23 protein-coding genes are annotated in these 25353 nt (G+C 58.3%); 9 read left to right on the top strand and 14 right to left on the bottom strand.

Annotated features, from left to right (window positions below; all coding sequences use genetic code 11):
* Positions 1 to 19: 19 nt before the first annotated feature.
* The gene (locus tag BLT98_RS04590; protein ID WP_139179070.1) at positions 20 to 1609 is read left to right on the top strand and encodes a type IV pilus modification PilV family protein; all 1590 of its coding nucleotides are present in this window, start codon (positions 20 to 22) and stop codon (positions 1607 to 1609) included.
* Entirely contained in the window at positions 1594 to 2112 is a 519-nt protein-coding gene (locus BLT98_RS29320; RefSeq protein WP_211614830.1) for a hypothetical protein, read from the top strand. Before BLT98_RS04590 ends, BLT98_RS29320 begins: the two co-directional genes overlap by 16 nt.
* A gap of 101 nt (positions 2113 to 2213) precedes the next feature.
* Here the strand turns inward: BLT98_RS29320 and BLT98_RS28640 are convergent, their stop codons facing one another.
* On the bottom strand, positions 2214 to 3305 hold the full coding sequence (locus BLT98_RS28640; protein ID WP_170846287.1) for a CAP domain-containing protein: 1092 nt from the start codon (positions 3303 to 3305) through the stop codon (positions 2214 to 2216).
* Positions 3306 to 3834: 529 nt separating this feature from the next.
* Between BLT98_RS28640 and BLT98_RS04585 the strand changes: the two genes are divergently transcribed.
* Entirely contained in the window at positions 3835 to 4455 is a 621-nt protein-coding gene (locus BLT98_RS04585; protein WP_244517384.1) for a lytic transglycosylase domain-containing protein, read from the top strand.
* Between the two features lie 168 nt (positions 4456 to 4623).
* Here BLT98_RS04585 and BLT98_RS04580 read toward each other — a convergent pair whose 3' ends face one another.
* Positions 4624 to 5325 (bottom strand): EAL domain-containing protein, encoded by a 702-nt coding sequence (locus BLT98_RS04580; protein WP_092605574.1) that lies wholly within the window; start codon positions 5323 to 5325, stop codon positions 4624 to 4626.
* 81 nt (positions 5326 to 5406) lie between these two features.
* Here BLT98_RS04580 and rnc point away from each other — a divergent pair, with 81 nt between their 5' ends.
* Both rnc and BLT98_RS04570 read left to right on the top strand, forming a co-directional pair.
* Positions 5407 to 6165 carry a ribonuclease III gene (gene rnc / locus BLT98_RS04575; RefSeq protein ID WP_092605572.1) on the top strand — a complete coding sequence of 253 codons (759 nt, stop codon included), beginning with the start codon at positions 5407 to 5409 and terminating at the stop codon, positions 6163 to 6165.
* Positions 6150 to 6737: a YcbK family protein gene (locus tag BLT98_RS04570; RefSeq protein WP_092605570.1), complete on the top strand. Its 588-nt coding sequence runs from the start codon at positions 6150 to 6152 to the stop codon at positions 6735 to 6737. The genes rnc and BLT98_RS04570 overlap by 16 nt, the downstream gene beginning before the upstream one ends.
* Before the next feature lie 134 nt (positions 6738 to 6871).
* Here the strand turns inward: BLT98_RS04570 and BLT98_RS04565 are convergent, their stop codons facing one another.
* The gene (locus tag BLT98_RS04565) at positions 6872 to 7456 is read right to left on the bottom strand and encodes a hypothetical protein (RefSeq protein ID WP_139179064.1); all 585 of its coding nucleotides are present in this window, start codon (positions 7454 to 7456) and stop codon (positions 6872 to 6874) included.
* Between the two features lie 549 nt (positions 7457 to 8005).
* Here BLT98_RS04565 and BLT98_RS28635 point away from each other — a divergent pair.
* Positions 8006 to 8221, top strand: coding sequence for a hypothetical protein (locus BLT98_RS28635; protein WP_139144189.1), 216 nt, complete (start codon positions 8006 to 8008; stop codon positions 8219 to 8221).
* 247 nt (positions 8222 to 8468) lie between these two features.
* Here the strand turns inward: BLT98_RS28635 and BLT98_RS04560 are convergent, their stop codons facing one another.
* From BLT98_RS04560 to BLT98_RS04530, 7 genes are all read right to left on the bottom strand, one after another.
* The gene (locus BLT98_RS04560) at positions 8469 to 10760 is read right to left on the bottom strand and encodes a TonB-dependent receptor (RefSeq protein WP_092606905.1); all 2292 of its coding nucleotides are present in this window, start codon (positions 10758 to 10760) and stop codon (positions 8469 to 8471) included.
* Positions 10761 to 11201: 441 nt separating this feature from the next.
* Positions 11202 to 12926 (bottom strand): methyl-accepting chemotaxis protein, encoded by a 1725-nt coding sequence (locus tag BLT98_RS29655; protein ID WP_092605566.1) that lies wholly within the window; start codon positions 12924 to 12926, stop codon positions 11202 to 11204.
* A gap of 314 nt (positions 12927 to 13240) precedes the next feature.
* Positions 13241 to 13636, bottom strand: a complete 396-nt coding sequence (locus tag BLT98_RS04550; protein ID WP_092605564.1) for a nuclear transport factor 2 family protein — start codon at positions 13634 to 13636, stop codon at positions 13241 to 13243.
* Between the two features lie 11 nt (positions 13637 to 13647).
* Positions 13648 to 13860 carry a hypothetical protein gene (locus tag BLT98_RS04545; RefSeq protein ID WP_092605562.1) on the bottom strand — a complete coding sequence of 71 codons (213 nt, stop codon included), beginning with the start codon at positions 13858 to 13860 and terminating at the stop codon, positions 13648 to 13650.
* A 79-nt stretch (positions 13861 to 13939) separates the two neighbouring features.
* Positions 13940 to 14443 carry a DUF2939 domain-containing protein gene (locus tag BLT98_RS04540; RefSeq protein WP_170846286.1) on the bottom strand — a complete coding sequence of 168 codons (504 nt, stop codon included), beginning with the start codon at positions 14441 to 14443 and terminating at the stop codon, positions 13940 to 13942.
* 125 nt (positions 14444 to 14568) lie between these two features.
* The gene (locus BLT98_RS04535; protein WP_092605558.1) at positions 14569 to 15015 is read right to left on the bottom strand and encodes a DUF2939 domain-containing protein; all 447 of its coding nucleotides are present in this window, start codon (positions 15013 to 15015) and stop codon (positions 14569 to 14571) included.
* Positions 15016 to 15051: 36 nt separating this feature from the next.
* A complete protein-coding gene (locus tag BLT98_RS04530; protein WP_092605556.1) occupies positions 15052 to 15744 on the bottom strand; it encodes a hypothetical protein in 693 nt (230 codons plus the stop codon).
* Between the two features lie 227 nt (positions 15745 to 15971).
* Between BLT98_RS04530 and BLT98_RS04525 the strand changes: the two genes are divergently transcribed.
* Together BLT98_RS04525 and BLT98_RS04520 are read left to right on the top strand one after the other, a co-directional pair.
* Positions 15972 to 16808 carry a hypothetical protein gene (locus tag BLT98_RS04525; RefSeq protein WP_070257620.1) on the top strand — a complete coding sequence of 279 codons (837 nt, stop codon included), beginning with the start codon at positions 15972 to 15974 and terminating at the stop codon, positions 16806 to 16808.
* A gap of 26 nt (positions 16809 to 16834) precedes the next feature.
* On the top strand, positions 16835 to 19033 hold the full coding sequence (locus tag BLT98_RS04520) for a penicillin acylase family protein (RefSeq protein ID WP_092605554.1): 2199 nt from the start codon (positions 16835 to 16837) through the stop codon (positions 19031 to 19033).
* 83 nt (positions 19034 to 19116) lie between these two features.
* Here the strand turns inward: BLT98_RS04520 and BLT98_RS04515 are convergent, their stop codons facing one another.
* Entirely contained in the window at positions 19117 to 20298 is a 1182-nt protein-coding gene (locus BLT98_RS04515) for a trans-sulfuration enzyme family protein (protein ID WP_070281950.1), read from the bottom strand.
* Complete coding sequence (locus BLT98_RS04510; protein WP_092605552.1) at positions 20295 to 21674, bottom strand: pyridoxal-phosphate dependent enzyme; 1380 nt, start codon at positions 21672 to 21674, stop codon at positions 20295 to 20297. Before BLT98_RS04510 ends, BLT98_RS04515 begins: the two co-directional genes overlap by 4 nt.
* Before the next feature lie 316 nt (positions 21675 to 21990).
* Here BLT98_RS04510 and BLT98_RS04505 point away from each other — a divergent pair, with 316 nt between their 5' ends.
* Positions 21991 to 22539, top strand: a complete 549-nt coding sequence (locus BLT98_RS04505; protein ID WP_034778598.1) for a thymidine kinase — start codon at positions 21991 to 21993, stop codon at positions 22537 to 22539.
* 13 nt (positions 22540 to 22552) lie between these two features.
* Here the strand turns inward: BLT98_RS04505 and BLT98_RS04500 are convergent, their stop codons facing one another.
* Both BLT98_RS04500 and BLT98_RS04495 read right to left on the bottom strand, forming a co-directional pair.
* On the bottom strand, positions 22553 to 22825 hold the full coding sequence (locus BLT98_RS04500; RefSeq protein WP_070256715.1) for a putative signal transducing protein: 273 nt from the start codon (positions 22823 to 22825) through the stop codon (positions 22553 to 22555).
* A 49-nt stretch (positions 22826 to 22874) separates the two neighbouring features.
* A complete protein-coding gene (locus tag BLT98_RS04495) occupies positions 22875 to 24845 on the bottom strand; it encodes a methyl-accepting chemotaxis protein (protein ID WP_034778592.1) in 1971 nt (656 codons plus the stop codon).
* Positions 24846 to 25353 lie beyond the last annotated feature (508 nt).

Below are 25353 nucleotides of genomic sequence, written 5' to 3'. Positions count from 1 at the left end.
AGTATCACATGTTTTTCATATGACACGAACCAATCCCCATCAACGAGAATCGCAGGCTGGTTTCGCCATGATCGAGGTAACGCTTGCGTTGCTCGTATCCGCAGTCGTGGCGCTTGGTGCGATGCAGGCATCCGCGCTGGCGCGCAAGCTGAATTTCGCTTCCGCGCAGGGGGGCGCGTTGGCTATTGCGCGCACCGCGGGCGAGACATACGCGCAGGAAAATTATCTGGCACTTCAGCGAGGCGCGGCGGTCACAAAAAACGGGTTCACGCTCAGTGCGGGTAATGCCGAAGGTCAAACCATGCGGCCGACTATTAGCAACCTGATACAGCTGGGTTACCTGCAAAGCGGTTTCTCGGCCGTATCCTTTTTCAGCAACGGACAGGCGCCCGGCAAGTTCCGGTTCGAAGTTGAGCGGACACCTGACCGGTGCTGGGAAACTGGCGCTGGCGAGCAGTGCGATGTTAGCGGCCGGGTCTATATCGATAAGCCGATCCAGAGCGCCGGAACGAACGAAGCGGATGGGCCTGCCATATCCGCAATGGCCGAGAAAGTCGGGGTGAATGCCGGGTTTTCCATCCTGCCCGACCCATCCCGAGTGATGTATCTGGGCGGCGCCGGATCAACGCCAAATCCTGTCGCCGGCAATCCGGCCGGTGTTGTCGTGGCGCGTTTCGGCTATGGGGCTTCGGGCCTGAGCCAGTTTGTCCGCATCAACGATAACCGTGATCCGAGCTTGCGCGGAGACCTCAGCGTGGCCGGAAAAGGGGCGTTCGGCAAGGAAGTTTCTTCAAGCGAGTCGATCAGTGCCTCGGATATCGAGGCCTGCCTCAGGGCAGCGCTGTACAAGAACGGCGAGATCGTCTCCCGCGCAACCAACTGCCTGGTGCGGGCCTACCTCGATCCCAATACGGCGAGTATCGGCGTGACAGACAACGGGGGAAGCCCGAGTGCGACACTGGATGGCAACTCGGGACGCGTCTCTGGCGCACTGCTGAATGCCGCAACGCAGGCCTTTCCAGGGGGCGGCTGCGCCAAAGAAAATGACATTGCCAATACCCAGTCATCGAATGCCGCTGCCGGTATCCTGGTTTGCCGAGGCGGAAGCTGGCGGAATCCAGCGCTCGTCACGAGCAGCTCCGGTGCACCTTGTTCCGTGGAGGGGGGGATCGCCGTCAACAGCGGCAATCAAGAAACGCTGGTGTGCCAGTCCGGCGTGTTCGTGCCGCTAAAAAACTTCACAAGAACGTCAATCGCCGGGTCTGCATGTAGCCCGGAAACCGCCATCTCCCAAACCTCTGGTGGCTCGTCATTGATTTGCCAGGGAGGCGTGTGGGTTGATCTGGTGGGGCGCATGGGCAAATTCGCTTTTCAAGCGGCGACGATGGTTACGGTCTCTACCACCAGTCAAGGGGCATTCGTTCCTGCGCCAAGCTGTTTGGCCAATGGCGTTCCAAAAATTTATCTGGTGCCGCGCAGCGAAGAGCAAATTGGTTATATCAACCACTTTGCTACGGGATCCGGGCCTTGGAATGTTTATGTTCAGGATGGCGAAGGTAATCCGGTTAAGGGAATTATGATCGCACAGACTTATTGTTATTACTTGTAGTTAATTGGGAGAGTATTAAAATGAAATGTAGAATTATTTTTTTTGTGGCAACGGTGTGTGCTATTTCAGCGATTAATGCCAATGGTCAAGCGGTTGATTCTACCGGGATGGATAAATTGTCTGGTATCAGCACTCGGGTAGAAAATTTCATTCCTGCGGCAATTCCGGGACCTGCCGGGGCGACTGGCGCCACCGGAGCTACCGGAGAAACAGGGGCCGCAGGCGGAACTCAGCAGGGAACAACCTGCGGCGTTGCCACGCTTGAAAGACGCTTTAATAGGGATGGCGAAAGTGGATGGGAGGACATGGCCTGGAGATTTCAATTGGTTTCCTCCTGCATGGGGTATCGAATTGCGTATAACGTAGGGAAGGTAAATTATAAGGAATGCCCGCCAAGTTATGTGGCGGCTGTCATAAGCAAAACTGGACGCATTACGGAGGCGGGTGGGGGGGATGGTGCGGGAACTATTATATATGAGACATGGTCATGCATTAAAACTTGATTTCCAATAAAAAACGCCCAAGAATTATTATCTTGGGCGTTTGTGGAATAGTGAGGAGAAATTTATTATATGTTAATTTTATTGAATTTAATTTAAGTTAATTAATATGCTCCGGTATTGAATTTGATTGATATTGAAATGGAATTGTTATTGTTGATTCCTGATGCAGTGAAAACGTATGAGGAATTTTTCTCAAGTGGTACTAAAGGCATCAGAATTGCGGCCGATGCATCCGTAATAAGTCCGTTCGCATCATTTTCCTTGTTGAGTAACTGCAGTGGAATGTCAGTATTGGTTCCATCTTTTCTTAAAACGTACCCGTTCAACACCAAAGAATTCCCATCGCGTACTTTGACATAGATTGGATGGCCAATTGGATTGTCCAGCAAATCACGGCCAGCGATCGGTGATGGAATTTCGTTGGTATATGTCTTCGAGAGAATTCCACTTGTGCCAGCACATGGAAATGTCACTACCTGATCAGCTGCAAGTTGTTGACGTGGACGTTCTGACGTGGATCCCATATTGATGACAACGCGTCTCCAATATGTATCCGTAACGCCATAGCCGACGCCTACATCACGCTCACCTTGCAGCATGCCATTGCCATGATACGGACTTGCAAGCAGATCCATTACTGCGGATTGACCATAGGAAAATCCATACGACTGGTAATAGGTATCTGCATATGGTGCTGTCAGCACTTCCGCGCCAGAGACTGCGGCATAACTTGCTGCAGAAAACCGATCAGCAAGTGTTTTACCAGTAAAGCCATTTGGATAGGCTATTTTGTCTTGGTAGTGGCTCATCAAATGATTCGCCGACAAATAGCTTGCGTGACCTTGTGCAACAACATCAAGCTTTGCATCCTGCTGCAGTTGTCCAAATCCGCACGCCAGACGCTGCGCGTTCAGATAATTATAGGCATTTCTTTGCTCAGTATTGGCAGCATAGGTAGCGGCAAGCACTTCCTTTTGAATTGTTGATTCCAGGACAGGAGGTGTTATGGGAGGATTGACAGGTGGAAGAATAGGTGGAGTTACAGGCGGCGTTATTGGAGGCGATACTGGCGGAATTACAGGTGGCGTTACACCGATGCCGGTGTTATTACCACTGTCGCTACCACCGCCACCGCACGCAACCAACAGAGTTGCAAGGGCCGTCACGTACACGCTAGTTTTAATTGATTTCATTTTGTTTCCTATTGGTTTGAAGGTTTATTGAATTGCTGTGGATGCAACTGTTGAAAAATGTCGAAACAAGTTTTTGTGCAGAAAGTTAAGGTCGTGGTGGAAAATTAAGTCATGCGAAGTTCTTGTATGGAGTTTTTAAGGCTTCCATGAAAGATGCGATGACGTCAGAAACAGTTTTTGAAAAGCGGATTGCTGAAGGTGAAAAGAGTAAATGGGTGAAGTGTGTAGAGGGAGATGTGCTATTTCCTTGCCGCGGTGCGGCTGTGAGAAATAGGAGAGACTTGAGGATGCCTCATCAATAATTGAATATTGATGAAGTATGGGGGATTGGAGTATGAATGGGTGGTGTTGCCGTGCCGCAGTTGCGACAGTGAAACTTTAACGCATTTTCTTTATTTTGCCAAGGTGGAATTGCACTAATTTGATTCAATCCATAAATAAGGGGTTTATGCCAGAAACAGGAGCAGCCATTGGCCATAGAATTGATGTGCCGTGGAAGCCTCCAGGCCCTTTCGGATTGGTGAGATACATGGAAAGTATTCTGATTGGCAGGCCTGGCCTGAAAAGAATTTCATGGCCGGTACGAGATCCATCGAGAACGGCCTATTTTTCTGACGATTTTGATGGTATTGAGTTAGGCTGGCCATCTTTATTCACTGCCCGTGTGTTTTTCTGTGAAAGATTTAATTTTTTGGAATTAACTGGAATGTTCAAGAAGTTAGCATTTGCCGTGCTGTTGGCCGGCCCCGTTCAAGCTGCAAGAGCGGACTGTTTTGATGACGCGGCTCTTTTTCACCAGGTTAATCCTTGGATACTGCGTGGCATTGCGTCGGTCGAATCCGATTTCAGGCCGAGAACGATTGTGTCGAACAACAATGGATCGGTCGACCGTGGCATGACAGGCATCAATAGCGTTCATCTGCCTGAGCTTGCCAAGTACGGCATCGGCGCCGCTGACATGTTTGACGCGTGCAAGTCAATTTATGTGGCTGCCTGGCTGCTGAAGAAGAAAATGAGCAAGCATGGGAACAACTACACGGCCGTTGGCGCCTATCACAGCGAAACACCGGCTAAGCGCGATCTCTATGCCGCCAAAGTCCGCAGGCGTATAGAAGAGTGGAGCGATCGCGGCTGGATTCGGGGACAGTGAGCAAGCGGGGAGGTTTTGTATTGCACTTGCCTATGCTTGCTCATTGGTCTGCAAAGACCGTGCGGCGGCATGCGCAGGAGGGGAGCAATTGAAGTTGTTCAACTCGGAGGCACGCGTGCGGTAATATCGTTTGTTGCGCCTTGCTTCAGCTAGCAGCCAGAACCCCATCTATGCCCACGATGGCGGCCACAGGCTTGACAGCTGGATCGGGGGATGCATCGTATCGACATGCCATCCTTGCACCCGTTCAACTCCGATCAAGGCTGCGAACGCCAGCAGTTCAGCCGTTTCCACGCATTCGGCGATGACGGCAATGCCATTCTGCTTCCATTGCGCGATCAACGCGCACAGCACCCGGGCTGCATCCGGCCGCCGGATACTCCGCGCCAGAAATGCACCGTCGATTTTTACCGATTCGACTCGATCCAATGAGTACAGGCGTAATAAACCATCTTGCCCGCTACCGAAATCATCCACCGAAAAGCGCACACCACGTTGTGCCAGTAAATTCACCTTGTCAGCCACGAGGCCAAAATCAGTGGCGCTACCGAGGGTTTCGCTCACTTCGAAGACGACTGAATTCAATTGCGTGGCCCGGGAAAAAACCTCGGAGGATACCTCCAGCAGGGTTTCATTTGTCAGGTTGACATAGATGTCGATGGACGTAAAACACTGGCTTGAAAGATGCAGCAGGACGGCTCTGTCCACGTCGACCCATGGCATTTTGCGGTCCCCGCGAAAGAGAAGTTCGTACGCGACGATGCGATTTTCAGCAATGCTCACAATCGGCTGAAGTTCGAAGGGGATCTGCGCACCACCGGGAAATGGGGATACTGGAGAAGTTTCGAATGCTTGACGGTGGCTTGACATGAGATTGCGGCATCGGGCATGCCGCCTGGAGGCAGTTAAGGCACACACTGTATCAAGCGCCGTCTGGCTGAACGTACGGAAATGCACGAGGATTTAAAGACGATTCTTAACGGAATTGCACGCCTTTTCTGCTGTGGCCTGGAATTGATCATTGTTATCCTGAGGCAATACTTAGGGGGTGATGTGGTCGAGCTTCAAAACAGATTTGGTCATGTATTCATGAATCAGGATTTACTTCAGCAGGCGCTGAGTCACCGCAGTTGCGGCCCCATGAACAATGAACGCCTGGAGTTTATCGGCGACGCTTTGCTTAATTGCGAAACCGCACTTTGGCTATTCGAACAATTTCCCCGTATGACTGAAGGAAATATGTCGCGCATCCGGGCTGCCCTGGTGCGTCAGGACAGCCTGGCGCAGATCGCCAAGCGCATTGACGTGGCCACCTATCTTCGTGTGGAACATAGCGACAGCCGCACGCAAACTGGCCCGTCGATGCTTGCTGACGCGGTAGAGGCGCTCATTGGCGCCGCTTATATAGACCAGGGTTTTAATGCGACAAGAAAAGTGATCCGGCACCACCTGCAGGCTCTGCTTGTCAGCGGTGCGATCAATCTTGACAAGGATCCTAAAACCGCGCTTCAGGAACACCTGCAGGGGAACGGGATCGCACTTCCAAAATACGCTATTTTGCGCGAGTCGAAGGACTCCGTTGAGCAAAGAATTGAGGTCACCTGCACAATCCAGAAACTCGGCATTACCACCTCCGGCGTCGGAGCAAGCCGTAAAATGGCTGAAGGTAAAGCCGCCGCGGAAGCGCTGCAAAAATGCCGGATACGATAATCCTTCCCACCCCGGAGGGGATCGATTGCATCGTGCAGCCTGGCCGGCGCAGATTGCTGCTTGCCGCAGCCGGCGCCGTCGCATCGATAGCAACGCCGGCATTAGCCCAGCAGGCTGGCTTTTGGGACCTGCCGCGGGAATTGTGGCTGCGGCGTCCGGATTCCGGGGAAGAAGTGCGCGCTGTGTATTGGGCAGACGGAAAAATCGTGCCTGAAGGGTATATCGCAATATGCCAGCTGTTGCGGGACATCCACGTCAACAGAGCTGTCCAGTTTGATCTGGTCACGCTGGATATTGCGCGGGGCGTCTACGGATGGATTCGTAGTTTCGGTGTGGACCGGCCATTAATTATCACGTCCGGCTACCGGGACCCTCGCACCAATGCCTCGGAAGGAGGAGTACGCAATAGCCTGCATACCAGAGCGCAGGCACTCGACTTGCGGATACAGGGAGTCAGTCCCGAAGCGATCGCCCGCTTTGGGCTATATTTGGCGGGCGGAGGAGTTGGCTTTTATCCAGGAAAGCGGTTTACACATCTGGACCGCGGCCGTATAAGATATTGGCGAGGTTAGTTTGTCAGCGCAATATTCGGAACCTGGAAATGTCGGAGAGCGCATTATTCACTAGTAAAATCAACAATGTAGCGTAATTACAGTACACACACGGTGTGCCATGCATGCGGCCGTTGTCGCCATGTGCCGATCCTTTAGGAGATACCCGCCTGCTCGCCCAAGGCCTGGGCAGTCTCCTTTGAGGTATTAATGCCTAGCAAGAATATTTTCAAGTTACGATAAGCAGCCAGGAAAGGAAAGGCCATGTCATTGGCCGCTATTCTGTCAAGCTTGCCTGAACTGGCAGCCAGGTTTAGATAAGCGATTGGCTTGTCGGCATCCTGGAACGCACGTAATAACAAGCCTGCTTCAGGGCAAACGATACGTAATGGGAAGTGCATTGGCTCGGGAAGGGCGCCATCAAAAAATGGCAAGGCATCTGCTTTCAGAAACTCTCCTTCAGTGACCATCTCAAGCAGCAGTTCCCGTACCTGCGCCAGAAAGCGCTTATCCTGGCCGCGGGTAAATATTTTGCAGCTTAATAAATTAAAGTCACGCCTGATTTCACGGCTTGCCTGCCAGGAGTACAGGCTCACGGTCATGCGGCTATCCATCCGGGTTCGAATCCGTTCAATCCTGTCAACATTTTTCAAGACAAAACCATCTTCCGTGATTGAGGTGTTGACAGGCACAGATACGGATATTTCCAAGGAGTCATCAGCAAAGTCAGGAGAAGTCATGTTGGTATTGGATATAAATTGAACAGTTGGCAGAATACTCACTGTGGCAGGCACAAGGATATTGTGTACACATTCCAGTCTCGGCGCAAGACGAAGGGCATAATGAATAATATTTGCACAGAGAATTTCTTTTGAGAAATGTTTAATGTCACTTTATGTTATTATCCGAATGCCGTCAAACGGCATTGATCATATTATTTCGACATCAAATCAATTCCTTGAGCTTGCCACTGGCATATTCAAGTGATCAGTTTATTTAATCGCCTAAGCGGAAAAAATTTCATTCTTATCGTGACGGAAACCTGGTGCAATGGTTAGTTATCCTTGGATGCTATCTGATTGTCTGTGGCTGAAAAAAATTGAAGATTGCTTGCTACGAACGTATTTTCTAAGGCGAGCATGAAATAAAATTGACCGCAAGATTTTTTTGCCGGCAATACCTGTTGTATATTCAAGAATTCTAGATTTGGACAGGGCTGTCTCCCATGTGGATGTTGATAGCGTATTCATGGGGGACAGTCTTGTCCGTTACCTTTTCAGGAGATCTAGATGACCGTAACTGCTCAACCTACAAAATTAAATTCCTTGCAATGGATGAGAAACGTGGGTATTACAGAAAAAGACATCGCATGGCTTGAAAGCGTCAGAGAGAGTGAAGAAATTTACAATCCCACCGTTTTGGAGCAATTCGAAGCCTTGTACCAAAAAGCTGTGACCGGTTTGCTGAACAGCCCATCACCGGTCCAGACCTTTTTGACCCTCTAGCCCTCAGCCACGTAGAGCGGCCAAGCTAAGCCCTTGGCCGCTTTTCTTTATATGCAGAGACCAGATGGCAGCCCGCTTGTACCGGCCATCGAGGAGAGCGCCTGTGGTTCGTCTCATGCGCACAGGCTTTCCACGGACGCATGCGCGTAAATGAAGGCGCACGCGAGAGCGCATAAAAAAACCGCCCGGTTTTCACCGGACGGCTGCTCCCACCGACATGCTTTGGCGTTGCCGCCAGCAATAAAAATCAGAACGTCGCCTTGAACTGCACCCCATACGTGCGTGGTTCGTTGATGATGCCCGTCAGGTTGTCGAAATCGATGGCGCCCAGCGACTGGATCTGGTTGGTGATGTTGCGCCCGTACGCGGACAGTTCATAGCGGTCCCATTTGTAGCCGACGCGCAAGCCGCCTTCGAGCAGTTCCTTGGCCTTGTATTCCTTCGCTTCATACAGGAAGAAGTTGTAGCTGGTGCGGTAGGCCCAGTCCGTATAGGCGTAGAACTCGCCATTGGCGAGGGGAATGCTGTATTTCAGGGTGAAGTTGGTTTGCCATTCCGGCGCGCGCGGCAGCGGGTTGCCGTCGATGTAGGCCGTGCCCTTGAACGGACCCAGCGGGTCGGTGACGGTGCAGCCGCTGGCCGGGTTGTTTTGCGCGTTGCCGCAGCTTTGCACGAACAGCTTCTTGTCCTGGATTTCCGTGTGGTTATAGCTGCCGCCCAGGGTCATGCTGAGCGAGTCGCTGAGGTTCGCCTGGAAATCGAGTTCCACGCCACTGCCCGTGGCCTTGTCGGCGTTGATCAGCTGGTTCATGTTGACGGCGCCACTGCCAGCCGTCAACTGCTTGTCTTTTACACGGTACTGGAACACGGCCAGGCTCAGGCGCGCGCGCTTGTCGAACAGGTCCTGCTTGATGCCGGCCTCGACGGACAGCGCTTTCTCGGCGCCGGCAAACGAGGGGCGGTCGGCCAGGCCGTTCAGGCGTCCCTGCATCGACGGCGCGCGGTAGCCGGTGGCGATGCGCGCGTAGGCATTGGTTTCCGGCGTCAGCACATAGGTGCCGCTCACGTCCCAGCTGATGTTGTGCGAGGTGTCGTTCAGGTTGAAGGGGCCAGCCGTGGTCGCTTCCACCCGCTTGGCGGAGAAATCCTTCTTGTCGGTCGTGTAGCGCAGGCCGGCGCGCAGTTTCAGGGCGTCCGAGACGGTGTAGTTGAGCGAGCCGAAGGCCGCGTACGACTTCGAACTCTGGTTTTGCGTGGCGTAGGCGCTGTTTTGCGGATTGCCGGGCGCCAGGCTGTCAAAGCTGATGCTGTCGATCTGGATATCTTCCTTGAAGTAGAACAAGCCGGCTATCCATTGCAGCGGGCCGCGGGCAGACGATTCGGCGCGGAATTCCTGCGAAATCTGCTTGTGGTTGGGGATCACGTCGGCCGTTTCCACGACGAAGGGGATGAAGCCCGGGCCCATCGGCGGGGCATACACGGCGCCATAGCCGCCGTCGACGTCGGCGCGGCTGAAGAAATCGAGTTTTTCGTAGCCGGTGATCGAATGCAGGGTGACGCCGGGCAAGTCCCATTTCAGGCGCATGCTGCCGCCCTTGGTTTTCAGGTGCTGGCGGTTGATGCCGTCGGTCGGGTAGTTATCGTAATCAAAGCCGTCGACCAGGTCGTTGGTGCCTTGCTTGAGGATATTGGCGCGGAACAGCGTGGCCGTGCCGTCGAGGTTGCGCGCGTGCACGTTGAACAGGGCGCTGAAGTCGCGCGTGGGCTTGACCAGTACCTGCAGGCGGCCTGCGCTGTCTTCATAGCCTTCGAAGTCGCGCGTGCCGGTCGGGCGCGGGTTGTGCACGCGGTCGTCGCGGCGCTGTGTCTGGCCGGAAAAGCGCAGGGCCACCGTGTCGCTGACCGGCACGTTGAAGGCGCCTTCCAGGTTCTTCATGCCATCCTTGCCGAAGCCGCCGCTCAGGTAGCCCTCCGTCTTGAAGACGGGCTTGGCGGAATCGAACTTGATCACGCCGGCTGGCGAGTTGCGGCCGAACAAGGTGCCTTGCGGGCCGCGCAACACTTCGACCTGATCGACGTCAAACACGGGAAAACCTTTCAGCATGGCATTTTCCTGCACCACGTCATCCATCACCAGGCCCACGGGCTGCGAGGCATTCAGGTCGAAGTCGGTATTGCCCAAGCCGCGAATGTAGAAGCGGGGAAAGGTGCGGCCGTAATCCGATTCGACGGACACGCTGGGCGATCGGCTGTTGAGGAAGCGGATGTCGGCGCCGCCGGTCGTCAGGGTGTCGAGCTTGTCGCCTTTCAGGGTGGCGATGGACATGGGCACGTCCTTGATGTTTTCCGCGCGCCGCTGCGCCGTCACGATCACCGTTTCCAGCTGGCCAGGGCCGGCCTGTGCCACCGGAGCCGCAGGCGCGTCGGCGGCTGGCGCCGGGATGCCGTCCTGTGCCTGCGCCATCGCCTGCAGGGGGAAGGCGGCAGTGATTGCCAGGGCAATCAGGGTGTGGCGTATTGTGCTGGCATGCGGTGTCATCATGAAACGGCTCCTGTCGGTGAAGGTTGTTGGGGCACTGCTAGCTGGCGCTGGCCAGCTGGACGAAAAATCATGCTAGCACGGAAAGTTTTGGTATTCATGCCATTTTCCAGCGACGGCTATTCATATCCGTTTCGACTGAATACACGAATAAAATCGTATTTGTCGTCAATATCTGGCGGGTGCATAGTGGAGTGCCGCCAGGCTTGCGCGAGCGCAAAAGTGGCCTGGCATGGGGATGGGGTTTCCTGCGGGAGCGCAAAAAGAGGGATGGTTTTTGCCGTGCTGCCCATGTCCGGACAGTGGAAATACAACAGCTGCCGCGGATTTTTTCGGCAAGGGCGTGTTGTTGCTGCGCGACAGGGGACGGTGCCGGTGGCGGCTATCTCCTGCGCGCGTCACGGGGGCATGCGTGGCGGCATGCCCATATCGGTTTAACGCTTAAAACTCTTCCCAATCGCCGGCCGTCACGGTCTCCGCTTGCGCCGCACGGTGTTTTGCCGGCGCTGCCTGGCGCTTGACGGTGCTGCTGGCCGGGGCCGGTACCAGGCGCAGCGGCTTGCGGCTGGCGCGCGCTGATGCTGGCGTGGGCGCCGCCACATGGCCGTCGTGCGTCTTGAAGATGCTCACCGTCTGCACCAGGTGGCTGGCCTGGTCGCGCAGGGATTCGGCTGCCGCCGCCGCTTCTTCCACCAGCGACGCGTTTTGTTGCGTGACGCTATCCATCTGGGCCACCGCCTGATTGATCTGCTCGATGCCGGTGGTCTGTTCCTGGCTGGCCATCGTGATGTCAGCGATGATGTTGCTGACGCGGGCGACACTGGCGACCACCTCGGACATCGTCGTACCCGCTTGCGCCGCCAGCCTGGCGCCCGCATCGACGCGGCTCACGGAATCGTCGATCAGCGTCTTGATTTCCTTGGCCGCGCTGGCGCTGCGCTGGGCCAGGCCGCGCACTTCGGTGGCCACGACGGCGAAGCCGCGGCCCTGTTCACCGGCACGCGCCGCTTCCACGGCGGCATTCAGGGCCAGGATATTGGTCTGGAAGGCGATGCCGTCAATGACGCTGATGATGTCGACAATCTTGCGCGACGATTCGCTGATCAGGTCCATGGTGCCCATCACTTGTCCCACCACGGCGCCGCCCTTGCTGGCGACGTCCGAGGCGGTCGTGGCCAGCACATTGGCTTCGCGGGCATTTTCCGCATTCTTGCGCACAGTGCTGGTGAGTTCTTCCATCGAGGAAGCGGTTTCTTCCAGTGAACTGGCCTGCTGTTCCGTGCGCAGCGACAGGTCGCTATTGCCGGTGGAAATTTCCGTGGCGGCAAGGGCTACCGTGTCGGAATCCTGGCGGACGGAGGACACAACCGAAGTCAGCGATACCTGCATGCGCTGCAGCGCGGACAGCACGCTGACGCTATCGTTCGGAGCGACGCTGAGTTTTCCTGTCAGGTCGCCCGCGGCAAGCAGGCTGACGGCGTCGCACAGCTGTTTCGGTTCGGCGCCCAGCGCCTTGAGCAGGTGACGCGTGATGAGCCAACCCGCCAGGGCCGCCAGCACGATGGACAGCAAGCTGGTGCCGATCAGGATATTCCTGTTGAGAATGTAGCGTTCGTTGTCTTCCTGCAGGATGAGAGCGGAGCGCTGGTCCGTCAGGGCGAAATATTCATTGCTGGCGGCGACGAGGGCGGCCAGCAGAGGGCGGCATTCCTCGTTCATCTTGACGATGGCTTGTTCGGTTTTCTTTTGCAGCGCCAGGTCCACGATGCCTAGCGCCACGGGAGCATAGCGTTTTTCGATGCTGTCGATCTTGTTGATGATGGCGCGCACCTCGTCCGATACCTCCGGCTGCTGTGCCAGCTGCAGCAGCTGCTGCATGTTCTTGACGACATCGGCGTGCGCCTGCAAGACCTGTCTGCGTTCGATTTCCAGGTCTTCCGGCTTGGTGACGAGTACCAGATTCCTGGCCGCCACGGCACGCATGTCGATCGCGTCACGCACGCGGTGCGCCGTATTGGCGCGGGCCGTGATGCCGTTGACATACTGGTCAAAGCCGGTGTTGAAGGTGGAAAAACTGCGCACGGACAAGACCGAGATGCCGATGAGGAAAAAGACCAGCAGGCCGAAAGCCAGAGTGAGCTGGGTGCGTACGGTGAATTTATCCATGATGTCTCTCCCAAAAATACGTGCTGACGATTAGAAAGGGGACTTGCGCGGGACGAGGGCAGGCGATTGCCTGGCAACGGGTCGTGGCCTGCGCAGTGCTTTTCTATCCAGAACACGGATTCGTGGTGTGAGGATCGCGTTACTTGAAAACCGATTTAAATAATTTATTTGTTTTATTTATTAAAATCATTTTTACATAAAAAATTCAGTAAATCAATGAGATTTTACGGACCAAAAAAACAATTTTTCGACATGCGCGGCTTGTTCCCGCGCCTGTGGAGCGGGCGTGGGAAAAGCGTCCCAAGGGAGGCGGATCAGCCGGGAATTGGCGTGCCCTGGTGAAACGCCATTTGCCAGCGGCCATCGCGCCACTTCCACAGCGAACTGCGCAAGCTGGCGCTGGCGGGCAGGGCGCTGCTGGCGTGCCGCTGCGAGCGGTAGGTAACGAAGGCAACATCCTCGGCCAGCAAGCGGGCCTGGAAATCGCTGATACTGCGCAGGCAAAAAATTTCTGCCGGCAGGTCTGCCAAGGTCGCCGCGCGCGTCCAGAGATTGCCCGAGCTGCCGAATTCGACGAACTCGTCGGCCAGCAGAGCTGCCAGCCTGGCGCTGTCAGCGCGCACCGCCTGGCTTTGCAGCGCCGCTTCCAGCGCCTGCAACTGCGCCGCCAGGTGTGCGTTGCCTTGCGGACTGTCCTGCGTGCGGTCCATTGCCAAGGTCTTCAGATGGGAAACGCGCCGGCGCCCGATACATTCAGGCAGGCGACCTTGTCGCTGGAAAAATACTTGATTTGTCCCAGGCCGATGGCGTAGCAGCCGTCACTGAGCGGGGAAATGGGGCCGGTGAGTTTCTCACCGCTGGTCAGGGTCACCACCCACGGCGTGGTGGCCGGTTTGCCCGCGTGGGTCAGGGCGTGTTGTACCAGGTCTGACATGTTGCCTCCGTTGGAAATCAAAACCCGATGATAGCAGTGTCGCACCGCCGCTGGTTTGCCGCTACGCGGGCTTGGCGCCTTACGCGTCGGCCAGCAAGTTTTTCGGCAGGGCCACCGACACCAGCTTCCAGTGCCACAGGCCGTCGCGCGCCAGGGTCAGCTCGCCGATATGGCTTTTGCTGTGCGCGCGCTGCACCACGACGCTATCCCAGGAGGTGTAGCGCAGTTTGTAGTCGGGTTTGGTAGTACGCTTGCGGCCGCTGATATCGCTGACCTTGGCGATCGGTTTTTCGTAGCGGTCATTGAGCTTCATCAAGGCGACGATGCCCTCGGGCATCAGCATGGTATCGAGCAAAGGGTCGATGACGTCGGGGCTGATGTCGTCGGCCACTTCCGGCGCCGAGAACAGGGCATGCAGTTGCTGCCCGAGGCTGCCGCGCAGCTGGGGCAGGTCGATATGCGCGGCCAGGGCCTGGGTATCCTCGTTCATCGTGGCCGCGCGTATCTTGTTCATGGTGAAATACGGGCTGCCATAGAAGACGCCGGCCAGCGCGACCAGTGCCACTACAGCAAGAAGCATCATTCTTTTCATTGTGCAATCTTTTGGATGCCTGGCGACCCGGTGCGCCTGAAGTGTTGGCATTCTACATAATATTTCCCAAAATCAATATAGAGGTTTAGGTAAGTGTTGTTTTAGATCAAGTTTCTTTAAAGTAATTCCGGCGGCAAGGTGATGTCCGTCAGTTTCCAGTCCCAGATGCCATGGCGGCGCAGCAAAAATTGGCTGGCGGCGGGGCCGGCGCCGCTGCGCCGCAGCACCACTTCGTTCCACGAGCGGTATGCCATGCCAAAGTCGTGGCGCTTGCCGTCCGTCCCCTGCTTGCCGTGCAGGATCAATACCGTAATGCCGGGCGGCGAGACGATGGTGTCGAGCATTTCCTTGAAATCGTCCTCGTTGGCCGTTTCGCCGGCCACCCGCAACTGGCGCGCCACGCTGGCGCGCACGGCGGGCAGGTCGGCCTGCTGCGCCAGGGTTTCCAGGCGCACGGATTTCGCCGCGATGCTGATGCGGTACATGGCGATGTAGGGGCTGACCCAGGTGAAGCCGATGGCGGCAACGGTAAAAATGATCGCGGTGGCGTACTTTCTTTTCATACTATATCTGCTTGGATCGCAGCTTGCCCGTGAGAGTCAATAGCCGCCAAGGATCTGGTATTCCAGGCCCTGATTTCCTGCGCTGCGTACCTGGATCCTGACTTTCCTGAAGGTGATTTCTGCAGGAAAACTGGTGATCTCAAACGATAAGTCTTGCGAAAACGAAGGCCGTGCCAGGTTGCCCGCATACTCCCGGTAGGCAATGCGCAAGGTTTGATTGCTGTAGCCCTGGTATAGCAATTGCGAATTGATGGACCTGTCGATAGGTGCTGTTTCCACTCCCGGGCCGAATTTGATGCCGGGGCTGACATCTTCATGCCACCACGCCAGATCGCTTGCGATCATTACTTGGTCCAGCAGGCCATCATTGTTGCGGTCGGCAAAACAGGCATTCTTGGTCATTCCGGGTAGCAACATGTTGAATACCTGCCGTTCAGTGCAGTAAGCAGGTTTCCCCTCGACATCGGCGCGGTACAGGAAGTCACCCTCGATGACGGCGACACGTCCGCCGCCGATTGACACGGCGCGCCCGTCGTAAATCTGATACCCCGTTTTGCTTGTGTACTGGAAGGTAGACAATAGTGCTTCACCAGCAGTGACCTTTGAAACGATGTTCAGTTGCGGATCATGGCCGATGCGCTCCATCGTGCGGGTCGTCTCGCGGACCTCCATGGTGGCGCACCCGCTGAGTACCAGGGCAGCGATGGCGATGCGGCATAACTTTTTCATTGATTTCCTTGTTTGTCTTCGGAGCGCTCATGCGCAAGCAGGCGCGAGTAAGGGGAATGGTAGCTAAATATTGCCAAATGATAAGTTCAGTTGCCTGTGAAAGAAAGGAAAAATGCGCTTTTTCTCGCCGTGACAAGCGATGGCGGACCTCGATCAGCTTTATGGATGGCGGATGGTGTAGCATTCGTGCCGGCGCGGACCATCGCGCCGCAATATTGAGGACAACCATGAATATCACTATCAATCAGGTGCTGCAGTCGTATATCGACCCGCTCACCGCCAGCGAATACGCGGCGCTCGAACGCAGCCTGCTGGCCGAAGGCTGCCGCGACGCGCTGGTGCTGTGGAACGACGTGCTGATCGACGGGCATAACCGCTATGCCATCTGCCGCCAGCACGGCATCGAATTCAAGACCATCCAGAACACCAGCTTTACCTCGCTCGACGATGTCATGCTGTGGATGATCGACAATCACCTGGCGCGCCGCAGCGTGTCGGACTTCCAGCGCGGCGTGCTGGCCCTGCGCAAGAAGGAAATCGTCGCCGCGCGCAGCCCGGCGCCCGTCAGTGCCCAGGATGCGCCGGACGGCGAAAACGCGCCGAAGCCGGCCATGAGCACGCGCGAAGAGGTGGCCAAGGCGGCCCGCTTGAGCAGCAACCAGATCAGCCAGATCGAGAAGATCCAGAAGGCGGCGTCGCCGGAACTGGTGGAAGCCGTCCGCTCGGGCACGATCTCCATCAATGCGGCGGCCACCGTAGCGTCCCTGCCGCCGGAAGAGCAGGTGGCGGCCGTCGCCGGCGGCAAGAAATTATTACGCCAGGCGGCCAAGGAAATCCGCGAACAGCGCGCCGCCACGCGCACGCCGCGCGAGCCGAAGGTGCATGTATCGCAGGATACGCCGGAAACGGGCAACGAGCCGTGGGCGGAAAACGCGGCGCAGGCGCCGTCCGAAGCGGAACGCCTGCGCGGCGAGATCGCCAGCCTGAAACAGAAAGTGGCGCAGCTGCAGGCGGAAAATACCGAATTGAACCAGCGCATCGCCGCGCTGATCGATGCATCCTGATTGCCGACTTGATTCTGGAGTAGTGCATGCTGCATAGCCGTACCCTGTTCGCCGCCATCGCCTGCGGCATCGTTGCCGTTCCTCCCGTGCTGGCGGCATCCAGTCCCGACATGGCCCGCTGGCAGGCGCAAGCCGCCAATGTCAGCATCGCGCGCGACACATGGGGCGTGCCCCATGTGACGGGCAAGAGCGATGCGGATGCCGTCTTTGGCTTGATGTATGCCCAGGCCGAAGACGATTTCCCCCGCGTGGAACTCAATTACATCAACGCCATGGGGCGCCTGGCGGAAGTGGAGGGCGAGCGGGAGCTGTACCGCGACCTGCGCATGAAGCTCTTCATCGATCCGGCCGACTTGCAGGCGCAGTACCGCGCCAGCCCGCCGTGGCTGCGCAAGCTGATGGACGCCTTTGCCGATGGCCTGAATTTTTACCTGGCCACGCATCCGCAGGTGAAACCGCGGCTGATCGCGCATTTCGAGCCGTGGATGGCCTTGAGCTTCAGCGAGGGCAGCATCGGCGGCGATATCGAATCGGTCAACCTGGCGCAGCTCGAAGCGTTCTATGGCCAGCAAGCCAGGCCTGCCGCCGTGGCGCTGGCCAGCGTGGAGACGGGCTTGGATCCGGAGCCCAGCGGCTCGAACGGTTTCGCCATCGCACCCGCCATCACGAAAAACGGCCATGCGCTGCTGATGATCAATCCGCACACCTCGTTCTACTTCCGCCCCGAAGTGCAAGTCACCAGCGGCGAAGGCTTGAACGCGTATGGCGCCGTCACCTGGGGCCAGTTCTTTGTCTACCAGGGTTTTAACGACCGTCTCGGCTGGATGCATACGTCGGGCGGCGGCGATGTCATCGACGAATACCTGGAAAGCATCGTCGACCGGGATGGCGCATGGTTCTACCGTTATGACGGCGGGCTGCGTCCCTTGAAGGCCGTGCCCATCACCTTGCCATATAGGCTGGCTGATGGCGGCATGGGCTCGAAAACCATCACCGTCTACTACAGCCACCACGGCCCCATCGTGCGCGCGCTGGACGGTAAATGGGTGGCCGTGCGCCTGATGAACGAGCCGTTGAAGGCGCTCATGCAGTCGTACACGCGCACCAAGGCGCGCGATTACGCGGCGTTCTACAAGACGATGGAGCTGCGCACGAATTCGTCGAACAATACGGTGTACGCGGATGCGGATGGCAATATCGCCTATTTTCACGGCAATTTCATCCCCGTGCGCGACCCGCGCTTCAACTGGAAGCAGCCCGTCGATGGCAGCGACCCGGCCACGGAATGGCAAGGGCTGCACACGGTGGCGCAGACCATTACCCTGTTCAATCCGAAGAATGGCTGGATCCAGAACACGAACAACTGGCCGTATTCGGCGGCCGGCGCCAACAGCCCGCGCCAGCACGACTATCCCGCCTACATGTCCGTGTATGGCGAAAACGCGCGCGGCCTGCATGCCGTCAAGGTTTTCCAGAACAGGACGGGTTTTACCCTGGACAGCCTGATCGCCGCCTCCTACGACAGCGAACTGACGGCGTTCGAATCCTTGCTGCCGCCGTTGTTCGCGGCGTACGATGCGCTACCGGAGAATTCGCCGCAAAAGCTGGCGCTGGCCGACAAGGTGGCTTTGCTGCGTGCCTGGGACTGGCGCTATTCGCTGACGTCCACCGCCACCTCGCTGGCCGTGTTCTGGGGCCAGGAGCTGGCCGAGCTGGCAGGCAAGCAGGCGCGCGAGCAGGGCGTGCCCGTGGTCGATTTTCTGGCGACGGACAGGGTCCCGGCCGACCAGCGGCTGGCGGCACTGGCCAGTGCCGCCGATAAGCTGCGGCGCGATTTCGGCAACTGGCAAACGCCGTGGGGCGAGATCAACCGCTTCCAGCGCCTGACAGGCGACGTGGTGCAGCCGTTCGACGATGCGCAAGCCAGCCTGCCCGTGCCTTACGCGTCGGGAAACTGGGGCGCGCTGGCCGCATATGGGCAGAGCAGCAAGAGCACCACGCGACGCATCTACGGCGAGCGTGGCAACAGCTTTGTCGCGGCCGTGGAATTCGGCCCCCGCATCAAGGCGAAAAGCATCCTCGCCGGCGGCCAGAGCGGCGACCCGAAGTCGCCCCACTTCCAGGACCAGGCGGCCATGTATACGCGCGGTGAATTCAAGGACGTGCTGTTTTATCCCGAGGACGTGGCCAGGCACCTGGAACGCAGGTACCGGCCGGGGGAGTGAGCGTTGCTGTTCATGGCAACAATGTGTCGGATTACGCTTCGCTAATCCGACCTACGGTACTGGTCCTGGGTTGACCTGAAATATCAAATCGCGTCGAGCGCCGTGCGCAGGTCGTGGCGCAAATCCTCGATATCCTCGATGCCCACCGACAGGCGGATCAAGCCGTCGCCTATGCCCAGTTTTGCCCGCTGTTCCGGCGGGATGCTGGCATGCGTCATCAGGGCGGGGTGTTCGATCAGGCTTTCCACGCCGCCCAGGCTTTCGGCCAGGGCAAACACCTCGCAGCGTTCGAGGAAGCGCCGCGCGCCGGCCAGATCCGTATTGAGGTCGATCGAGATGATGCCGCCGAAACCATCCATCTGGCGCTGCGCCAGCGCGTGCTGCGGATGCGAGGCCAGTCCCGGATAAAACACCTTGCGCACTTCCTTTTGCTGCTCCAGCCACTGCGCCAGCGCCAGGGCGCTTTCGCAATGGCGCTGCATGCGGATAGCCAGGGTTTTCACGCCGCGCAGTGCGAGGAAGCTGTCGAACGGCCCGGCAATCGCGCCCACCGAGTTTTGCAAAAAGCCCAGCTGCTCGCGCCACTCCGCCTGGCGCTCTTCCGCGCCGACGATGGCGATGCCGCCGATGATGTCCGAGTGGCCGTTCAAATACTTGGTGGTCGAGTGCACGACGATGTCGAAGCCGTGTTCCAGCGGGCGCTGCACCAGCGGGCTGGCGAAGGTGTTATCCGCCACGGCGATGATGCCCCGTGCGCGGCAGATGTCGGCAATCGCCCGCAGGTCGGCCAGTTTCAGCATCGGGTTGGTGGGCGTCTCCACCCACACCATCTTCGTTTCCGGGCGCAGCGCGGCCAGCAGGTTTTCCGGATTCGTCAGATCGACATACGTGAACTCATGGCCGGCCGAGCGGCGGCGCACCCGTTCGAACAATCGATACGTGCCGCCGTACATATCGTCGCCGGCGACGATATGGCTGCCCGCGTCCAGCAATTCCAGCACGGACGAGATGGCGGCCAGGCCCGAGGCAAACGCGAAGGCGGCGCTGCCGCCTTCCAGGTCGGCCACGCAGCGCTCGAGCGCCCAGCGCGTGGGGTTGTGCGAGCGGCCGTAGTCGAGTCCCTTGTGCACGCCGGGGCTGTCCTGCACGAAGGTGGAGGTGGCGTAAATGGGCGGCATGATGGCGCCCGTCGACGGGTCGGGCGACTGGCCTGCGTGGATGACGCGCGTGGCGAGGCGGCTCTTGCGGGGAATGTGCTGGCTCAAGATAGTGTCCTGCGTAAGTGGTTGAGAAGGTCGAAGCGGGTGATCAGGCCATAGAAGGCATTATCGTCGGCGACGACGGCCGTCAAGCCCCGGTCTAGGGTGGCGCGCAGGGCGGGCAAGCCGCTGGACGGCGCCAGGGTTTCGATCTGCGTCGTCATGGTGGCGCCCACCAGACCCGCGAAATGGGCGGCGTCGCCCGAGACATGCAGCAGCAAGTCCGATTCGTCGATAATGCCGACCAGCTGGCCGCCATCGATGACGGGCAGCTGCGCCAGGTCGCTGGCACGCATGCGGTTGAAGGCCGTCAGCAGGGTGTCGCCCGGCGCCACGCTGACGACATCGCCCTCGTCGTAGCGGCGCCCGATCAGGTCGCGCAAGTCGCCCGACACTGCCCGTTGCAACAAGCCCTGGTCGCGCATCCAGCCATCGTTATAGACTTTGGATAGATAGCGCGTTCCCGTGTCGCAGACAAAGGTGACGACGCGCTTCGGCGTGGTCTGTTCGCGGCAGTATTTGAGGGCGGCGGCCAGCAGCGTGCCGGTGGACGAGCCGCCGAGGATGCCTTCGGCGCGTAAGAGGGCGCGCGCGGAATCAAAACTTTCCTGGTCGCTGATGGTGTAGGCCTTGGTGACGCTGTCCATGTCGGCAATCGAGGGAATGAAATCTTCGCCGATGCCTTCGACGGCCCACGAGCCGCTCGTGTCCGATACCTTGCCCGTGTCGATGTATTCGGTGAGGATGGAGCCTTGCGGGTCGGCCAGCACGAATTCCAGCTTCGGCTGCGCCTTGCGGAAGTAGCGCGTCAGGCCCGTCAGGGTGCCGGATGAGCCGACGCCGACGACGATGGCGTCCACGTCATGGCCGCTTTGTTCCCAGATTTCGGGCGCCGTCGTCGTTTCGTGGGCCAGCGGATTGGCGGGATTGTTGAACTGGTCGGCAAAGAAGGTGCCCGGCAGTTCGCGCGCCAGGCGCGCCGCGTAATCCTGGTAGTACTCGGGATGGCCCTTGCCCACGTCCGAGCGCGTGGTGTGCACTTCCGCGCCCAGGGCTTTCAGGTGCAGCACTTTTTCCGTCGACATCTTGTCGGGCACGACGAGAATCACGCGGTAGCCCTTGATGCGGCCGACCAGCGCCAGGCCGATGCCCGTGTTGCCGGCCGTTGCCTCGACGATGGTGCCGCCCGGCTGCAGGCGGCCGTCGGCTTCGGCCGCTTCGATGATGGACAGGCCGATGCGGTCCTTGATGGAACCGCCGGGATTTTGTGATTCCAGTTTCAGGAACAGCTGGCACAGGCCCGTGTCGAGCCTGGTCACTTCGACCAGCGGGGTATTGCCGATCAGCTTGTATAGCGCTGGCGGCTGGGGTGGGGATGGCATTCGATCATTCATGGTGGCTCCTGTCAGAGAAACAGCCGCCCGGGATTGTGTCCCGAGCCGCCTTCCGTGCCGCGCAGTGTAGGCGGGTGGACGAGTGCGGCGAACGAATGTTTGCATGCTTGCATATGCGCTTTGCGCATATCGGCTGCAGCGCGGCAACAGCGTGCGCGCTTCGAGTATGCGCCGTTTTTTGCCCGCTTGCCGCACCAATGACACGACTATTAAGCTGCCGCAAGCCCGCCATTGCGATTTATAATCACGCCTCGAAAAGGAACTAAACAGTATCCTGAAAACCAGACAAACAGGGCAGGCGGCAGTGGCAAAACTTTATTTCCGGTATTCCGCAATGAACGCGGGCAAGTCGACGGCCTTGTTGCAAGTCGCGCACAACTATGAAGAGCAGGGCCAGCAGGTACGCCTGTACACGGCCGCCATCGACAGCCGCTACGGCGTGGGCAGAGTGACGTCGCGCCTGGGCCCGCAGCGTCAGGTCGATATCTTCCATGCCGACACGAATTTCCTCAACGATATCCCCCAGGTCGCCTGTTTGCTGGTGGATGAGGCGCAATTTCTCAGCACGGCCCAGGTGCAGCAGCTGCACCAGCTGGCGCAAGTGAAGGGCGTGCCCGTCATCTGCTACGGCTTGCGCACGGATTTCAAGGGCGAGCCGTTCCCCGGCTCGGCCTATCTGCTGGCGCTGGCCGACGATATCGAGGAATTGAAGAATATTTGTACTTGCGGCAAGAAGGCCACGATGAACATCCGCGTGGATGAGCAGGGCCGCCGCATCAAGGAAGGCGAACAGATCAGCATTGGCGGCAACGAGAGTTACCGCCAGGCATGCGGGCGCTGTTTCTACTCGTAAATCTACTCGTAAATTATTCGGCGACGGGCGCGCCTACATCAGCATCATCCGCCAGCGCCAGATCGCCCCGCTCGAAGGCGGCGAGGATGTCATTGGCGCGCGCCACGTCGTGTTCGCGCACCAGCACGCGGGCGCCGCCGATGGCGGCTGCCAGCAGCATGTCGGCCTGCATGTGCTGGTCGTCCGTCAGCAGCACGTCGATGCCGGCCGCTGCCAGGCAGCCGCGGATGACGTGCGCATCCGTGGGGATCATCAGCCGGGCAATTAAAACGTAGTCGTCGTGCATGGTCTCTCCTGGCGCGGTGGGATGCGCCATCTTAGCACCGGACCCGCTTTTACAGCTTGAACACGCCTACCACCTGGTTCAGCTCCTGCGCCTGCTCCTGCAAGGCGTCGGCGGCCGCGGCCGCTTCTTCCACCAGGGCCGCATTCTGCTGGGTTACCTGGTCCATCTGGGCGATGGCCTGGTTGACTTGCTCGATTCCGCTGCGCTGCTCTTCGCTTGCCTGCGCGATCTCGGCCATGATGGTGCTCACTTGCTGCACGCTGGCCACCACCGTGTCCATGGTGGCGCTGGCCTGGCTCACTTGCGCGTGGCCCAGGTCCACCGTGCTGGCGGATGCCTGGATCAGGTCCTTGATGTCTTTCGCCGCTGCCGTCGAGCGCTGCGCCAGGGTGCGCACTTCCGTGGCGACGACGGCAAAGCCGCGTCCCTGTTCACCGGCGCGCGCCGCTTCCACGGCCGCGTTCAAGGCCAGGATATTCGTCTGGAAGGCGATGCCGTCGATGACGCCGATGATGTCGGCGATCTTGCCGGAGGAGCTGCGGATGGCATCCATGGTGCTGGCCACCTGCGCCACGGCCGCGCCGCCTTCTGCTGCCAGGCTGGAGGAGTCGTGCGCGAGCCGGCTTGCCTGCTGGGCATGGTCGACGTTCTGGCGCACGGTGGAACTGAGTTCTTCCATTGACGCGGCTGTTTCTTCCAGTGAACTGGCTTGCTGTTCCGTGCGGCTCGACAAGTCCAGGTTGCCGCTGGCGATTTCACCGGATGCCGTGGCGATCTGCCCGGCGCTGCCGCGCACATTGCTGACCACTTGCGACAGGTTGTCGCTGATGCGGTTCATGGCGAGCAGCAGGCGGCCGATTTCGTCCAGGCTGCTGGTATCGAGGTGCACCGTCAGATCGCCGGCGGCAATCTGCGCGGCGGCCGTTTCGGCGGCGGCCAGCGGGCGCGACACGAGGGTGCGCACCAGCCAGTACAGCAGCAGGGCGAAGACGAGCAGGGCGATGAAGCCGGAAATGGCCAGCTGGTTGCGCATCTGGCGCGCTTCCAGGGTGATCTCGTCCGTGAACGTGCCGCCCGCGATGATCCATTGCCAATCCTTGAATTGGCGGTAAAACAGCTGCTTTTCGCGCGCGAGGGCCGCCGTTTCGCCGGGCGCCGTCCACGTGTAGCGCATGGCGCCGTCTTTTTGCGCCAGCATTTCCTGGATGAACAGGCGGCCGTCGCTGGCCTTGAACTCGAGCGCGCTCTTGCCTTCGCTGTTCGGGTGCAGCACCAGGTGGCCGTAGTTGGCGCCGGGCGCCGTGTCGACGATATAGATGTAGCCCGTCTGGCCGATCTTGACCTGGCGAATCTTCTCTTTCAGCATGGCCAGATTCTTGCTGATGTCCAGGCCGATGAACAGTACGCCGACCACCTTGCCGCCCGCATCGCGCACGGGATCATATTGCGTGATGTATTGCTTGCCAAACAGGGTGGCCATGCCAACGAAGCGCTGGCCGGCGCGCAGCGGTGCATAGCTGGGGTGGTTGTGGTCGAGCTGCGTGCCGATGGCCCGTTCGCCATCCTGCTTTTTCAGTGAGGTGCTGATGCGCACGAATTCATCGCCATTGGCGGCAAAAATGGTGGCGATCACGCCCGTTTGCGCCGTGTAGCGGTCGACCACGGCCGTGTCGAGGTTGAGTACCTTGCCGCCGTTGGCCAGGGCGGGCGTGGCCTTGCCTGCCACGGCCACCATCGCACCCGCGTCGACCGTGAACGGGCCGGGAAATTCGGCAGCGAACAGGCGCGCGAAGCTGGCCGCCTCGTTGACCATGGCCGTGTGAAACACTTCCGTGGTGGTCATGACGCTATTGAGTTCGCTGGTGACGGCCGCTTCGGCACGCTGTTCCAGTGCAGCCGAGGTGCGGATGCTGATCAAGGTCGTCAGGCTGGCGAGGATCAGGCTGACCAGGGCAAAGGTAAAAATGGTGATCTTGCCGCCGACACTCCAGTGGCGGGGGGAGAATGATTTTGTAGGCATAGTGTGAGTCTGGCAAAGGGTAATCAGCTCGGCCATTCCTGGTCATGACATGACACGCGGGGAGGGGATCTGGTGGGGAATACTGTTGAAACTGAGGCGCGCCGGCGTTGGGAGCCGCGCACAGGCAAGCTGGATTTCAGGGCGCGATGATAGCATGTTGCTTGCGTTTTGTTACTAAGTGTTTCCCGCAGGAATCAATTTTTCGCGTAAAAACATCATCCGTATCAAGGATTATAAAAACGGCCTATTGACTTTTTCGATTTCAGTGATGCATTTGATCTTTGGCGCCGAGGGGCGATGTAATTTTTCTCACGAATGTTTCACTTTGTAATGAATGAGACGCCGCCTTTAATTCGCGTTTAAGCTTCCAGGAAGAAACTGATATTCCATGGGAGACTGCCAGGCCGTATCCTGTAGAATAATATGCAGACCAGTCGTGTATTCCCCTTACTGTCTTGCTGGCTGGCGCATGCATGGCTGCGCCGCCTGGAATTGATTCAACTAATTT

Source organism: Janthinobacterium sp. YR213, from assembly GCF_900099875.1.
Taxonomy (GTDB): Bacteria; Pseudomonadota; Gammaproteobacteria; order Burkholderiales; family Burkholderiaceae_D; genus Janthinobacterium; species Janthinobacterium lividum.
The sequence above is the reverse complement of the archived record's forward strand: the minus strand, read 5'-3'. Positions and strand labels throughout refer to the sequence as shown.